General features: G+C 56.7%; 13 protein-coding genes. 6 read left to right on the forward strand and 7 right to left on the reverse strand.

The features are described from left to right. Positions 1–19 precede the first annotated feature (19 nt). A complete protein-coding gene (locus ACXZ66_RS01040; protein ID WP_458749874.1) occupies positions 20–532 on the reverse strand; it encodes a hypothetical protein in 513 nt (170 codons plus the stop codon). A 257-nt stretch (positions 533–789) separates the two neighbouring features. On the opposite strand from ACXZ66_RS01040, the gene ACXZ66_RS01045 reads away from it, so the two are divergent. After that, a complete protein-coding gene (locus tag ACXZ66_RS01045; protein ID WP_458751420.1) occupies positions 790–2,646 on the forward strand; it encodes a heavy metal translocating P-type ATPase in 1,857 nt (618 codons plus the stop codon). Positions 2,647–2,759: 113 nt separating this feature from the next. Further along, the gene (locus ACXZ66_RS01050) at positions 2,760–3,554 is read left to right on the forward strand and encodes a thioesterase family protein (protein ID WP_458749875.1); all 795 of its coding nucleotides are present in this window, start codon (positions 2,760–2,762) and stop codon (positions 3,552–3,554) included. Between the two features lie 5 nt (positions 3,555–3,559). On the opposite strand, the gene ACXZ66_RS01055 is transcribed toward ACXZ66_RS01050, so the two are convergent. Continuing rightward, the gene (locus ACXZ66_RS01055) at positions 3,560–4,612 is read right to left on the reverse strand and encodes an NAD(P)-dependent alcohol dehydrogenase (protein WP_458749877.1); all 1,053 of its coding nucleotides are present in this window, start codon (positions 4,610–4,612) and stop codon (positions 3,560–3,562) included. A gap of 210 nt (positions 4,613–4,822) precedes the next feature. On the opposite strand from ACXZ66_RS01055, the gene ACXZ66_RS01060 reads away from it, so the two are divergent. The 3 genes from ACXZ66_RS01060 to ACXZ66_RS01070 are packed head-to-tail and all read left to right on the forward strand — an operon-like array spanning position 4,823 to position 9,113. Beyond that, positions 4,823–7,051, forward strand: coding sequence for a cytochrome P450 (locus ACXZ66_RS01060; RefSeq protein WP_458749879.1), 2,229 nt, complete (start codon positions 4,823–4,825; stop codon positions 7,049–7,051). A 46-nt stretch (positions 7,052–7,097) separates the two neighbouring features. Further along, positions 7,098–7,916, forward strand: coding sequence for an SDR family NAD(P)-dependent oxidoreductase (locus tag ACXZ66_RS01065; protein WP_458749880.1), 819 nt, complete (start codon positions 7,098–7,100; stop codon positions 7,914–7,916). Between the two features lie 42 nt (positions 7,917–7,958). Continuing rightward, complete coding sequence (locus ACXZ66_RS01070) at positions 7,959–9,113, forward strand: serine hydrolase domain-containing protein (protein ID WP_458749881.1); 1,155 nt, start codon at positions 7,959–7,961, stop codon at positions 9,111–9,113. A gap of 12 nt (positions 9,114–9,125) precedes the next feature. Here the strand turns inward: ACXZ66_RS01070 and ACXZ66_RS01075 are convergent, their stop codons facing one another. Further along, the gene (locus ACXZ66_RS01075) at positions 9,126–9,701 is read right to left on the reverse strand and encodes a TetR/AcrR family transcriptional regulator (protein ID WP_458749882.1); all 576 of its coding nucleotides are present in this window, start codon (positions 9,699–9,701) and stop codon (positions 9,126–9,128) included. Positions 9,702–9,731: 30 nt separating this feature from the next. Continuing rightward, positions 9,732–10,298, reverse strand: coding sequence for a dihydrofolate reductase family protein (locus tag ACXZ66_RS01080; RefSeq protein ID WP_458749883.1), 567 nt, complete (start codon positions 10,296–10,298; stop codon positions 9,732–9,734). Positions 10,299–10,340: 42 nt separating this feature from the next. Here ACXZ66_RS01080 and ACXZ66_RS01085 point away from each other — a divergent pair, with 42 nt between their 5' ends. After that, positions 10,341–10,766: a VOC family protein gene (locus tag ACXZ66_RS01085; RefSeq protein ID WP_458749885.1), complete on the forward strand. Its 426-nt coding sequence runs from the start codon at positions 10,341–10,343 to the stop codon at positions 10,764–10,766. Here ACXZ66_RS01085 and ACXZ66_RS01090 read toward each other — a convergent pair. The 3 genes from ACXZ66_RS01090 to ACXZ66_RS01100 form a co-directional block, all read right to left on the reverse strand. After that, positions 10,763–12,088 carry a M20/M25/M40 family metallo-hydrolase gene (locus tag ACXZ66_RS01090; RefSeq protein WP_458749886.1) on the reverse strand — a complete coding sequence of 442 codons (1,326 nt, stop codon included), beginning with the start codon at positions 12,086–12,088 and terminating at the stop codon, positions 10,763–10,765. The two genes, ACXZ66_RS01085 and ACXZ66_RS01090, sit on opposite strands and share 4 nt — an antisense overlap. Positions 12,089–12,110: 22 nt before the next feature. Continuing rightward, positions 12,111–12,917, reverse strand: coding sequence for a hypothetical protein (locus ACXZ66_RS01095; RefSeq protein WP_458749888.1), 807 nt, complete (start codon positions 12,915–12,917; stop codon positions 12,111–12,113). A gap of 84 nt (positions 12,918–13,001) precedes the next feature. After that, a complete protein-coding gene (locus ACXZ66_RS01100) occupies positions 13,002–14,042 on the reverse strand; it encodes an App1 family protein (protein WP_458749889.1) in 1,041 nt (346 codons plus the stop codon). Positions 14,043–14,049: the final 7 nt, after the last annotated feature.

Consider the following 14,049-nt stretch of genomic DNA (forward strand, 5'->3'; position numbering starts at 1 on the left):
CTGGAGAACTGATCTGGTACTAAAGCGATGATCCCGTCAGCGCAACTGCCGGCAGGGTGATGTTGAAGGTTGCCAGCAGCTCCTGGAACAGCTTTGCCACATCAGGAAGCGTGATGGTGGCAACGTTGGCTACCGGAATGTTGATGGAAGGAACGCCCTGTGGCGCGAGGCTGATGACCTGGCCTTGAGGTGCAGACGGAGCAGGCTGGGAAGGGGCAGGCTGGGATGGCGCCGCGTTGCCACCGGTGCTGCCACCCTTGAGGCCGCAACGATTCGCAGCCTCGTCAACGCGGGAGAGAGCTGCGCGGATCTCATTGCCACGGGAATCGAACATGGCAAGTGCGTTGGCCTGGGCGACCTTGTTGTTGTAATCGGCGTCGTTGGTCCAGTAACGCTCAGCTTGTGCACAGGTAATTTGACCAGAAGGCAGGGCGTTGAGGACATCATCGACGGCATCGGCGTTTGCTACGGCAGGGGACAGGGCGACGGCGGTAGCAGCAGCTACTCCAGCGATTACAGTACGCAGTTTCATGCCTCGAAGTATTCCACAAAAGTAATATCTGTGAAAGTGATAGGAAAAATTACATAAGCGGGCGTGGTGATTATTGAACTTTGAGGTGTTTGATCTGGGTCAAGGAAGTCCGCGCCGGTGAGCCATAACGTTGAAGTTGTTCAAGAAAAGTACCTACATCACCTTGTAGAAGGTGGGAGCTGAGAGCAATGACAACGAATTTTTGGAAGACATGGGGTGCGTCCATCGTCTCGGGCGCGCTGATCCTTATCGCCTTTATGACCGGGGAAGTCGACATCACCGGCTCCCACCACGGCGGTGAATTTAATCTTGCCGCCGGCCTCCTCATCGCGGCCACGGTGGTGGCCGGATACCCGATTCTAAAATCGGCGATTCAGGCACTGCGGGTGAAAAACATCTCGATTGACCTGCTCGTCTCTATCGCCGCCATCGGCGCGCTGCTGTTAGGCAACTGGTGGGAGGCCGCCGCGGTCACATTCCTCTTCGCCATCGGCGGCGCCTTAGAAAAAGCAACACTCAACCGCACTCGCAAGGCACTGTCCGACCTGGTCGATGCCGCGCCCGAGACCGCAACGAAGCTTCACGACGATGGCTCGACCGAAACCCTCGAGCTCTGGGAACTCGAAGTCGGCGACATCGTATTAGTACGCAACGGCGAGCAGGTTCCCGTTGACGGGACCGTGATTTCCGGCCATGGCGGTGTCGACGAAGCCCAGATCACCGGCGAATCCGTACCAGCAGAAAAGGTTGAGAATTCCGAGGTCTTCGCAGGTACCTGGTTGCGCTCCGGCGTACTTCAGGTCCGCGCCGAGGGAATCGGATCTGACTCGACGCTGGCGAAAATCATCCACCGTGTCGAAGATGCCCAGGACGATAAGGCTAAGTCGCAGACCTTCATGGAGAAGTTCTCCAAGTGGTACACCCCGGCCGTGATTGTGGCTGCCGCTGTCTTCGGCCTGATTACCCAAGACATCGAGCTCGCGCTGACCCTGCTGGTCATCGCCTGCCCTGGTGCGCTGGTCATCTCGATTCCAGTCTCCATCGTGGCTGGTATCGGACGCGCAGCCCGCGACGGTGTACTAATCAAGGGCGGCGAGTACCTTGAGACCGCAGCCAAGGTCGACGTTGTCGTGGTGGACAAGACCGGCACCATGACCAAGGGTCGCCCATCGCTGACTGACGTAGCCGTACTCGATCCTGCATACACCGAAGACGAAGTGCTGACACTGGCTGCACGCGCGGAAACCGCCTCCGAGCACCCACTCGCCGAGGCCATCATCCAAGGTGCCAAGGCTCGTAACCTCAACGTTGAGCTGGTCGAATCCGCCGAACCCGTCGCCGGCAAGGGCATTCGAGCAAACGTCGACGGTCATACCGTTGCCGTAGGTTCCGCAGACCTCCTTGGTAGTTCCGAGGATAGTTCCGTGGATGATGAGCCGATCCTTGAACTCAACGAGCAAGGCAAGACCGCAATGTTCGTTGGCATCGATGGGCACGCAATCGGAGTGGTCGCCGTAGCCGACACAATCCGCGACGACGCCAAGGAAGCCGTTGACGCACTACACGATCGCGGGATCAAGGTCGTCATGGCCACCGGTGATGCCGAAGCCGTCGCCCGCAACGTCGGTGCCGAGCTTGGTATCGACGAAGTCCGCTCCGAGCTCATGCCCGAAGACAAACTCACCATCGTGAAGGAACTGCAAGATCAGGGCCACACCGTGGCCATGGTCGGTGACGGAGTCAACGACACCCCAGCCCTTGCCACCGCAGATATCGGCGTGGCCATGGGAGCCGCCGGTTCCCCAGCCGCCATCGAAACCGCCGACATTGCGCTGATGGCCGACCGCCTCCCGCGTCTGCCTTACGCCTTCGGCCTCGCGCGCCGCACAGTGCGCACCATGCGCGTCAATATCGCGATCGCCCTGTTCACCGTTGCCGTGCTCTTCATTGGCGTCTTCGCCGGCGACGTGACCATGTCGATTGGCATGCTTGTCCACCAGGCATCCGTCCTGCTTGTCATCGGCATCGCAATGCTCCTGCTGCGCCCAACGCTGAAGGAAGACAGCGCCACCGACGACAAGATCGAGCGCGTGGGCCACAAGGTCTCAGCATAAGAGCTCTTCAGAGCATCGCTTTACGACGAGAAAACCGCCGGCCTCCTTTCTGAGGTCGGTGCTTTTTGGTTGAGTGAGCCTATTTGTCTCTGGGGTTTGCTACCCTCGCCACTATGACTTCGGACACACAAAACGTCTATTTCTTAGCACTTGGCAACGACCGCTATATGCCCACCGCACACGCGAGTGGGGCCTGGCGTGAAGATGAACTCCACCTAGCACCCGTTGCCGGTTTAGTAATCCACCACATGGAGCAGTGGCGTAAAGCGAATGCTGATCCTTCGCTGACTTTTAGTCGTTTTAGTATGGATATCCTTGGCCAGATTGGTCGCGAGGAAATCCACTTGAGCACCGAATTGCTTCGACCAGGTCGCACGATCGAGCTCATTGAAACAACACTTGTTATCGCAGGCAGATCCGTCATTCGGGCGCGCGCTTGGCTGCTTCAAAATGGTGATACGGCTTCAGTTGAAGGCGAAGAATTCGATGCTCTTCCGCCCTTGGAAGAATGCGAAGATATGACCGGCAAGCTGGGCTGGCCAGGCGGCTTTATTGCAAGCCTGAGTGCTGCGCAGGCTCCCGGGCGGCGTCCGGGGCGAAACAAGATTTGGATCACCTCCGAGCTCCCGTTGGTGGAAGGGGAAGAAGCGCAGCCCCTAGCGGAATTCTGCAAGTACTTGGATACGGCAAATGGGATTGCGGTGCGCCAAGAGCCGGGCGAGTGGATGTTCCCCAACGTCGACCTGACATTCCACAAGTTCCGCGAACCGGTGGGCATTCAGATCGGTTTTGATACCCGCGTAGCTTTCGGGGCCAACGGCATTGGACTAACTAGCTCTGTTGTCCATGATGCCGATGGCCCTGTGGGCACGCTCAACCAATCGCTGACGCTTAGGCAGTCCCTGTAGCGAAACTACTTCTCGCCGTGAGGCACGATCACTGCTCGTCCGGCGATTTTTCCTTCGACGAGTGCCTGGTACGCCTCAAGCGCATTGTCTAGGGAATACGTCGTGACCTGCGGAGAGATCTGGCCTAGCTTGTACATGTCCACGACCTCGTGGAGCTCCTCGACGGTGCCCCAGTATGTGTTGACAAGCTCTGCCTCGTATGGGGTGGACAAGAAAGCCCACTCGTAGGTGGAGAGGTCGCCGATACCAACGATGGTGACGCGGCCTTGGCGGGCAACAGTCTCCATTGCCGTCTTGACAGTCGCGCCGATTCCGACGAAATCGAATACCGTGTCCACGCCCTTCCCGCCGGTGATTTCGCGGATCTTTTCTACCTGGTCGGGGCCTCCAGGAACGGTCACCGCTCCATTCTTTTCGGCCTCTGCCATAGCTTCCGGCTTCATGTCGGTGGCAATAACCGTGGCACCGGTCAGTGCCTTGAGGATCTGCACCGCGATCTGGCCCAAACCGCCGAGACCGATGACAAGCGCTGTCTTACCGCCACCGTTGAGGTGGGGAAGTGCCAGCTTAATGGCGTGGTAAGGGGTCAGGCCTGCGTCGGAAAGCGGTGCAGCATTGATCGGGTCAGCGTCGCCGAGAGGAACCAAGTTTCGCGCCGGGGCAATGACGTACTCCGCCATGCCTCCGTCGAGCCCGAGACCCACGCCTGCGTATTCCATCTGTGCTGCATTGTCACAGTAGGTGTCTTGGCCGCGGGTGCAGGCTCGGCAGACTCCACAACCCACTGGGCCGTAGACCAAGTAGGCAGCGCCGAGTTCGATGCCCTTGACGCCTTCGCCGAGCTCCTCAGCCCAGCCAGAGTTCTCGTGGCCTAGCGTGAATTCTGGGTCCATCTGCGGATTCATGCCTTCTTCGAATTCATTAAAGACGGCTACGTCGGAGTGGCAGGCACCGGCGCCTGCCACTTTTAGGAGGACCTCACCTGGTCCTGGGGTTGGTTTTTCAATGTCCTTGAGCTCGGGGAAAGTTTTGTAGGCAACGTGGCGGACGGCTTTCATGGGGATCTTCCTCTCAAAAAACTCGGGAGAATTACACCTTCAACGCTACTTACCTTAATGAAAAACCGCAGGTAGATGGCTTTTTGGAAACTATTTTCAGAATTCACTTTACAGGTGTACACTGAGTATGAAAGTATGTTCCACATCACAAACTGATACCTGATGTGGCTGCACCTACCGTGTGGCTCTTCTCAAGACTCAAGGAAAATCATGAGTAGCCCCACCGTTTCCAAATGTCCTTTCGCCCACGGCTTTGACGCAATGGGCGACGCCTACTACCGCGACCCCGCCTCTCACTTCGCGGAGTTTCGCGACGAAACCCCAACTTTCTTTTACCCCTACCTCAACGCGTGGATCGTCAATAAGCACGAGGACGCTATGACTGTTCTCGGTGACTGGAAGAAATTCTCGTCCGCAGCAAACTCTTCTACCATCGAGGTCCCCGAGAAGTATCAAGAATTCATCTCGGGCGAGCTCATTTCCCGAGTTCTTGTCGGCTCCGACCCGCAAGGCCACACCACTGCTCGAGGTGTTGCACAACTCGGCTTCCTGCAGGAAGACATGGATGCACTGCAGCCCGAAATTGAGGCTCGTGCCCATCGCATCATCGATCGTTTTGAAAACAACGGCTCCGGCAACCTGCTCGAGGATTACTGCCTCGAGCTGACCACGCAGACACTGCTCGCGCACATGGGTTTGGACTACTCCTGGGACTCAACTATTCGCCAGCTTCGCGACGACTTCTTCGCGGTCCTGGCTTCCGCTCAGGAACCACTTCCTGAGCCACACCGCTCCGAAGTCTGGGAGCGATACGTAGACGGCAATCTCAAACTGCGAAAAGTTGTCGAAGAGCGCCGAGAGTCCATTGAGCGTGACCTGATCTCGATTATGGCTTCCCAAAAAGACGAAGACGGAAACTACATCCTCGATGCAGATCAGATCGCCATTCACCTCACCGAGTTCTGTGCAGCCGGTACCGACACCACCGCCCAAGCCATGGCCAACGCGGTGCTTTTCTTGAACAAGAACCCTGAGGCACTTCAGGATGCCTTACTCGAGCCAGAGCTGTGGCCACGCGTGTTCGAAGAAACTGTTCGCCGCCGCCCCTCGTCTACTTTCGCGTCTCGACAAGCAATGATCGACACCGAGCTTTCCGATGCCAAGATCGAAAAGGGTGACATGGTCTGGATCGCCCTCTCTTCGGTCAACACCGATCCCGAGTATAAAGATCGCCCCTTCGAATTCGACATCCACCGCCCTGACCCGCAGGATCACATGGCGTTTTCCACCGGCCGTCACAAGTGCCTGGGCAACCCGCTAGCTCGCGTCCAGGGTTCTACCGGCCTCAAGGTGCTCTTTAACCGTCTCCCATCAGTCACTGTCGACGACGCGGATTCCCTCGATTTTGTGCGCATGGCATTACTGCCCGCACGTCGTTCCCTAAACGTCCATTGGGACCTCGAGGACATCGAGCGCTCTAAGCAAACCACCGTGCGTACCCTCGATCTGCGGATCGCAGAGCGTATCGACGAGTCCGAGGGCGTCATATCCCTGCGCCTCGAGCACCCAGATGGTGGAGAGCTGCCACAGTGGAAGCCAGGCGCACACATTGACCTACACCTGCCAGGGGACCTGGTTCGCCAGTACTCGCTGTCTGGTGACTGTGACGATCGCACGTCCTACCGCGTCGGCGTTCTACGCGAACCAGCTGGCCGTGGCGGATCTGCTGCCGTGCACGACGAGCTCCTCGCGGACGGCAATGTGACGGTTTCTTGGCCACGCAACAACTTCCGTTTTACGGATTCCCCTAGCTACCTCTTCATCGCCGGAGGCATTGGCATCACCCCGATCTTGGCCATGATCAAAGAAGCCGAGCGCAATGGAAAACAGTGGCACCTGCTCTACGGCGGTCGGACCCGTAACTCCATGGCTTTCCTCAATGAACTAGCTCCTTATGGCGATCGCGTTACCTTGGTTCCGCAAGACGAATTGGGTCACCTGGACTTGCCATCGGTACTCGATGAAGTCGCATCGGACACTCTGATTTACACCTGTGGACCGGAGGGCTTGTTGCAAGCTGTAGAGAATACATCCGCGCACTGGCCAAAGGGCAGTCTTCGCCTCGAGCGATTCGCCCCGAAGAAAATTGAGCGAGAGGGCGACGATACTTCCTTCGAAGTCGAGTTCTCTTCAACCGGGGTGACTTTGATGGTGGATGCGAAGGAATCGATTCTGGAAGCTGCCAGCCGCGCGGGGGTCAAGGTTATCTCTTCTTGCGAGGAAGGTACCTGCGGCACCTGCGAGACCCGCATCATCTCGGGTGAAGCGGACCATCGCGATTCCATCCTCACTGAGGATGAACAATCCGGAAACGACACGATGATGATCTGTGTCTCTCGTGCAGCAAAGGGCTGCAACAAGCTGGTTCTCGAGCGCTAGTTCCTCACATATTTGAATTTCAAAAAATTAGGAAGAAGAAATATTTATGAGTGATCAAAAGCTGACAGGTAAGGTAGCGGTCGTTTCTGGTGCAGGTTCAGGGATGGGCTTGGCCACCGTTCGAGCGATGATCGAACAGGGCGCAATTGTCTACGCACTGGATGTTTCGAAGGAAAAGCTTGACCAGGAATTCAGTGATGGTTCCGCGACACCGATCGTGGTGGACATCTCTGACTCCGCATCGGTTAAAGCCGTCTTCCAACGCGTGGAGGACGACAACGGCAAGTTGGACATCTTGGTCAACGCGGCAGGTGTGGCCATGCCCACCCGCGAGGCTAACGAGCGCGTCGATGCCATCAACCACGCGATGATCGAAGCTGCGAAGAAAGGCGAGTCCTACAACCCAGAGTTCTTCGAAGGCATTAGCGACGAGGAATTCGACCGTGCGATCCGGATCAACCTGCACGGTACCTTTTACATGATCCGCTCTGCCGTCCCCCTCCTGAAGAGGGCTGGCGGCGGCGCGATCACCAATTTTGCCTCCGTGGCAGGCCTTGTCGCCCTGCCCATGCCGGCGTACTACCCAGCATCGAAGGCAGCAATCGTTGGAATGACGCGCTCGTCGGCAGGCGAACTTGCGCCCTTCAATATTCGTGTCAATGCACTCGCTCCAGCTGGCATCAATACGGCATTGCTCAAGCAATCAGGAGACGAGCACGTGCAGGCACTCCTTGCGATGCAGCCACTGAAGCGTGTTGCTGATCCTGAAGAAATTGCCCAGACCCTCGTGTTCCTATCCTCAGATGACGGAGCGCACTACACAGGCCAAATCCTGTCGCCTTCTGGTGGCGCATTCCTCGCCTAAAAGCTAGAACCTAAAACCTAGAACTTATATCAAGGAGAAACCATGGTATTTGATAAGAAACAACTACAGCGGGTTGAAGACCAAATCCAGCGTGACATCGATACTGAGCTGTGCGATGGAGTCAACGTCATCATCGCACAAGGCGGAGAAATCGCGCTGCAGGGCACCTACGGATTCGCGGAGCGCGCAATCGGTCGTGAATCAAAGCGCGACGATATCTACCGCATCCTTTCTCTGTCAAAGGGATTTACCAACGGCCTCGTCTACCGCGCGTTATCCGAGGGCAAGCTAGCCCTGTCCACTCGTGTCATCGACGTGATCCCAGAGTTCCTCGGTACCGACCCGTTCCATATGTTGCGCAAGGACCAGATCAATGTGTGGCACCTGCTCACTCACACTGCGGGTATGCCATCGACACCGAATCCAGGCCTCGGCCCAGACCGTTTCGGCGTACTCGCTGATGTTATCGAGGCACTTTCCACTGTGGATGCCGTCTTCGATGCAGGTACTAAGGTGAACTATTCGCCATCGATCAACCATGCTCTGCTGGGTGAGATGGTTCGTCGCGTCTATGGCTACGACCATTTCCGCGACGCCGCACGCGAGCTTCTCTTCGAGCCACTAGGCATGAATGAGACCGCCTTCGGGCTGCCAGCTGAGCGCGCGGATCGTGTCGTCCCGTTGAAGGTCTACGTTCATCCAGAGGGCTTCCTGTCCGCGAATGACATCGAGATCCTCAACGATGTCATCGTTGGAGACAACGAGATGCCATGGGTCGGCGCTACCACGACTATCGACGATGCGTTCAAATATGTCGAGCTGCTGCGCAACAAGGGCAGCCACAACGGTGAGCAGCTCATCGGTCGGCAGATCATTGAGGAAGCGACCCGCATCCAGACTGGCGACATGATCAATGAACTCTACGCAGGTGTCAACGCAGGACGCGGTTGGCTTCCACCTAAGGGCAACTTCGGGCTCGGTGTTGTCATGTCTGGCACCGGCCACGCTCCGAATTTCTTCGGTCCGTTTACCTCGCCAGATGCCTTCGGCAACAACGGTGCAGGTTCCACCCTTTATTGGGTCGACCCCACGAATGACGTGTCCTTCGTGTTCTTGTCATCGGGAGTCTTGGACGAGGCAGACAACGTCGAGCGCTTCCAGCGCTTGTCGACGATGGTGTCTGCCGCGATTAAATAAACCGCGCGAAGATCACTCTTTTCGAGCACTGGGCTCAGACAAAGCTACGACCCACTGCTCGATCAGGTTTTCCCTGACAAGTTTCTCATTGTCGAGGAATTTCCGACCGTAAAGGAAATAGAAACTGCGATCGGTACCGAGGAAGAGGTTGACGAATTTTAGGCGAAAGCCTTCATCTTCGCCTCCCGGAAATTTCTCCGCAATGGCGTTAATCATCGTCAGCCATTCTCGAGCGACATGTTTATCCTCGGATACCGCTTGTTCGATGGCTAAAAATATCTCGGAGCTGTGAACCCAGGTCTGAGCTAGGCTTTCGAGCCACGGCGCCACATACTCGGCTGAGTATTCCGGCGCGTTGCCTAATTCCAGGACAGTGTTTCTCAGATCAACACGAACCGTGCTCAGATACTCCAACACAATCGATGGTTTATTAGGAAAATGCTGATATAAAGCGGTACGGCTAAAACCCGCGCGAGTGGCAATCTGATTCATACTCGTCGCGTTGTAGCCTTGTTCCTGAAATAGGTCGAAGGCCGTGGTGAGGAACAGCTGATGAGTTTCAGCCTGTTGTTTTTCCCGAAGATTCATTGCTCATCAGAGTACTAGAACGAGCAGGCTTTATTTCCCAGCTCCAAGGTCAAAACGCATCTCAGTGAAATGACCAACCTGGCGGATCTGCGGGGCACCCAATTGGTCTGCCTCAATTCGGCGGGGCAGGGTGGGCTTGCCTGCAGGCAGAAAGACCGGTGCCACGGTCAGGATGATTTCGTCGAGCGCTCCGATATCGAAGAACTGCCCGGCTAAATCACCGCCGCCCACGACCCACACGTTTGTGCTCGCAGGAGCAGAATCTGTGATCTCGCTAAGTGCGTCGGCCACCGACGAGTTGATCACGCGAATATTCGTCCCCTCCGGAACCGGTAGATTGCGGCTGGAAAACACCCAGGTCGGGCGAGTGTCGTAGGCCTTAGTCCAGGCGGAGGAATCGTCGAGAAGCTTCATCTCGTCCAACAGCCATTCGTAGGTGGTCGATCCCATGACAATCGCGCCAACGCCGGCCATAAACGTCGCGTTGTCCGCTTCGGCTTCGGGGGCGCCGGGCACGTCGAAGAGCCATTGTAGTGAGTTTTCTTCATCGGCGATAAAGCCGTTGATGCAGGTTGCGGTGTTGTAAATTATTGCCATTTCTTTACGGTACCGGGTCGGCGAAAAATCTACCATGGGGCCATGGGAATCAAAAGGCTAGATAACGTGGCCATTGTTGTGGAAGATTTGGACGAAGCGGTGGAGTTTTTCGAAGCGCTGGGTATGCGCCTCGATGGCCGTGCCGATATCGAAGGAACATTTGCCGACGAGGCAGTGGGCTTGGAGGGTATTCGCAGCCGAATTGCGGTGTTGGAAACCCCTGATGGGCATAGTCGAGTAGAGCTGACCACTTACCTAAATCCGCCACCTGTTCCGGCGCAGCCCCCTGCCCAAAATGCTATGGGTATGCACCGGATTATGTTCGCCGTGGACTCCATTGAAGAGTCTTTGGCGGCAGTCGGCGGGGAGCCGTTGGGCAGTATTGCTAACTACGAAGACACGTACTTGCTGTGCTACCTGCGGGGCCCATCCGGGATCATCGTCGCGCTTGCGGAGGAGCTTTTTTAGGCACCTAGTTCCGCACCAACAAACCGAGTGACCAGGCTGTAATAGGCCTTTGCCGTCAGCTCAACGTCTTCAACCTCCACGTATTCGTCGTGGGAGTGCAGTTGTTCCAGTACTTCGTCGAACTGGCGCTCTTTCGCATGCATCGCAAAGCCGTAGCCAACGCCGCCGAGACGACGCGCAAAGCGCAGGTCAGAGCCGCCCGCCGAGATGGTGGGAACCACTGCCGCCTCCGGGAAGAACTCGTGGAAGGTCTCGGTGATGGCCTCGAACAAAGGGCCCTCGGTGGGAGAGAGCGTGGCATCTTCCGTGATCAGGTGCTCAATTTCTACCTCGTCGGCAAGCTCGCCCAAGGCGTCGCGGAGCAGATCGTCGATCTCTTCTTGAGTCTGGCCCGGCAGCGGGCGAATATCAAGCTCGATCCACGCATGAGACGGCAGCACGTTGATCGCCTCGCCCGCACGCAGCACCGTCGGCGCAACCGTAAGGTGGCTCATCGCGTGCGAGTAGCGCGCAAGATCGCCCAAGGCTTCGTAGTTCTCGCCCGCAAGCAGCTGCTTTTCGGTCTCGGGGTCGAACTTGAAGGCGCGGACGTAACCTTCCCAGAGCGAGTCGGACTTCACGTCAGGTTCAAACGCCGCTAATCGACGAGCCACCTCGGCAATCTTGGCCACCGTAAAATCACGGTGATACGGCGTAGATCCATGCCCCGGCTCGCCATGGACATGAATCCGGCGCTGTGCTGCGCCTTTTTCACCAACCACCACAACTACGGCATCGGAGCCATCGCGCACGGGCAGGTGGGAACCACCGGTTTCCGAGAGGCAGTTCTTCCACGAAATGGCCTCCGGCTGGTTCTTCGATAACCACCCGGCTCCCAAACCTCCGCGCGCTTCTTCGTCGGCAAGCCCGACGAACGTCAACGTGCCCTTCGGCTTCATTCCTGCGACCTCGCGGGTCACTGCGGCCATCGCTGCCGTAATGAATAACATATCGGTGGCGCCGCGACCATAGATCTTGCCGTCGACGATGTCGGCGCGGAAGGGATCCTGGGTCCACTTCGGCTCGTCGACCGGCACAACGTCGGTGTGCCCTAGCAAGGTGAGCGGTTCGGCGTCGGGGTCGCTGCCTTCAACAGTGAATGCTATAGAGACGCGACCTGGTTTGGGCTCGAAGCGCTGAATTGAGACATCAGTATCGGCGAAGAATTTCTCCAAAGTGTCCGCATTGCGGTACTCGGCACCGGAATTGCCGGTGAGATCGTTCACGCAGGCATTGCGGATGAGTTCTTGCAGAAGTTCGATAGTCGCATCAGTCAAAGACATGCTCACTAGAGTACTCGTTGCGCTAAATATCTAGCAGGCCTATGAGCTCCGTTAGTGCGGACTGGGTATCCTCTTGAGATCCCGACAATGAATCGGCAGCGATGGCGATACCGTATTGTTCGCCACCGACCTCGATGAAACCGAACTGGCGAGTTTGGAAAGTGCCTTCTTCAGTATCTGACCATCCGCCTTTGAACACCGCGCCGTCGATCTCCCCGATGCCGAAGCTTTGCTCGTCGATAACATTGCTCATTCCCTGGATAACGGGATTGTCCGAGTCGAGTTCTGTTAAGGAGTACCCATAGCGGGCTTGGGCGGCAACCGACCACTCGGTCATCCCGTAGGCCGGGGCAATATTAATAGAAGTTCCGCTTTCGGCGACGACGTCTTCTACCAAATCCTTTGCTTCGTCATCGGTGCCAAGGCATGTCCACAGAGAATAGGCGGAATCGTTGTCGGACCACTCGAGAGAGTCGGCGATGAGTTCGTCGCGAAGCTCGTCATCGTATGAGCACTGCTCAAGGGAGGCCAAGGCGATGGGCACTTTGATGGTGGACCACGCGGGCATGGTTGCTATCGATCCGAGGGAGACATTGCCATTCGGCGAGTACACAGAAATGGCGACAAGCGAGTCGAATTCTTCTTCAATCTGCGTGATTTGCTCTTTGAAGGCGGAAGAATTGATGGAATCGATAAAAGCGGTGGTGGATTCTTGGGACACCAAACTCTCAGCCCGGAAACCATCGATTGTCCGCGGGCTTGAAGCACAGGAAGTCAGGAGCAACGCGGAGGCCAATACGGTCGCCGTTGCAACCTTGCGAAGAGACACAAAAAGAGATTATGCCACTATTCTTTAAACCCGCACATATTAGTGACACGTCACACAAGTTTGTGACGTGCAATTATTAATGCCTTATACATCGGAAGCGTCGGACTCCGCCTTTTCGGACTCCGACTCGAGGGCGCGCCACTGCCGGAGCAACTCATATCCATCGCGGCCACTGATTGTGGGAGTATTCGGGTAATGCTCGGGTTGTGCCAAGGCGGAAGTTGTACCGTGCGAGAGAACATGTTCTTGCATGCTGAGTTGGCGCATCGCGACGAGCTTGATGCGGTCCGGATGCTCAAAAATAGCCTCGCCGTAAATCAACGGATCGTGCTGCCCGTCATCGCCGACCAAAATCCAATCGATTTCCGGGAACTCAATGAACAAGTTCCTCATCTGTACCTTTTTGTGCTCCTGACCAGACCGAAATAATCCCGTGGGGGTCGGGCCCCAGTCGGTGAGCAGCAGCGGACCGCGTGGCAGATTGTGCTTGGCAATGAAGTCAACGAGCGTGTCGTAGGTATTCCACGCGCCGGTGGAGAGATAAAACACCGGGGCATCAGGATCTTTTTCAAGCAATGCGGCATAGAACTCGTCCATCCCCGGCACAGGCTGACGAGTGTTGGTTTTCTTTACCCACGAGTTCCATGCGGCCAGCACGGCGCGGGGCAGCATCGTGACAATGATCGTGTCATCGACATCGGAAATCACGCCTACCTTGGTGTGATCCGAAATGATCTGTACCGGCGCTTTGGCAGCATCGGCGGCACCGTCAATGACCGAAATTTCCGCCTCGTGCCACCCAGGCTCCAAGTTATGCCCGGTCAGTAGCACATCAATATAGCCATTGGAATTGGTTTTCGAGCGCACTTCCGCATCCCCGAGACGCACCAATACATCAACTCCGGGGACCTGAGTGGTGAAGAATTGCCGGTAGCCGCGCATGACCAGTGTCCGTGGCTGGGATTCCTGCTCCATGAGTACGCGGCCAAGGACATGAGCGCGTTGCGACGAGCCGTAACCCGTGTATCCAGACGGCGTCGGGACCCACCCTTGCTCAGACTTTTTGCGCACACCACGGCGATTGGTTCGAGTTTCAATTCCTCGAACGATGTCGGCAATTCCCATGCCTTGG

The organism is Corynebacterium sp. S7 (assembly GCF_054401105.1).

Excerpts from the sequence above, each read along its gene's own strand:
- ACXZ66_RS01090 (WP_458749886.1), bottom strand. The coding sequence starts at position 12,088 with ATGTCTTTGACTGATGCGACTATCGAACTTCTGCAAGAACTCATCCGC.
- ACXZ66_RS01045 (WP_458751420.1), top strand. The coding sequence starts at position 790 with ATGACCGGGGAAGTCGACATCACCGGCTCCCACCACGGCGGTGAATTT.
- ACXZ66_RS01075 (WP_458749882.1), bottom strand. The coding sequence starts at position 9,701 with ATGAATCTTCGGGAAAAACAACAGGCTGAAACTCATCAGCTGTTCCTC.
- ACXZ66_RS01085 (WP_458749885.1), top strand. The coding sequence starts at position 10,341 with ATGGGAATCAAAAGGCTAGATAACGTGGCCATTGTTGTGGAAGATTTG.
- ACXZ66_RS01065 (WP_458749880.1), top strand. The coding sequence starts at position 7,098 with ATGAGTGATCAAAAGCTGACAGGTAAGGTAGCGGTCGTTTCTGGTGCA.
- ACXZ66_RS01080 (WP_458749883.1), bottom strand. The coding sequence starts at position 10,298 with ATGGCAATAATTTACAACACCGCAACCTGCATCAACGGCTTTATCGCC.
- ACXZ66_RS01070 (WP_458749881.1), top strand. The coding sequence starts at position 7,959 with ATGGTATTTGATAAGAAACAACTACAGCGGGTTGAAGACCAAATCCAG.
- ACXZ66_RS01100 (WP_458749889.1), bottom strand. The coding sequence starts at position 14,042 with ATGGGAATTGCCGACATCGTTCGAGGAATTGAAACTCGAACCAATCGC.
- ACXZ66_RS01040 (WP_458749874.1), bottom strand. The coding sequence starts at position 532 with ATGAAACTGCGTACTGTAATCGCTGGAGTAGCTGCTGCTACCGCCGTC.
- ACXZ66_RS01050 (WP_458749875.1), top strand. The coding sequence starts at position 2,760 with ATGACTTCGGACACACAAAACGTCTATTTCTTAGCACTTGGCAACGAC.
- ACXZ66_RS01055 (WP_458749877.1), bottom strand. The coding sequence starts at position 4,612 with ATGAAAGCCGTCCGCCACGTTGCCTACAAAACTTTCCCCGAGCTCAAG.
- ACXZ66_RS01060 (WP_458749879.1), top strand. The coding sequence starts at position 4,823 with ATGAGTAGCCCCACCGTTTCCAAATGTCCTTTCGCCCACGGCTTTGAC.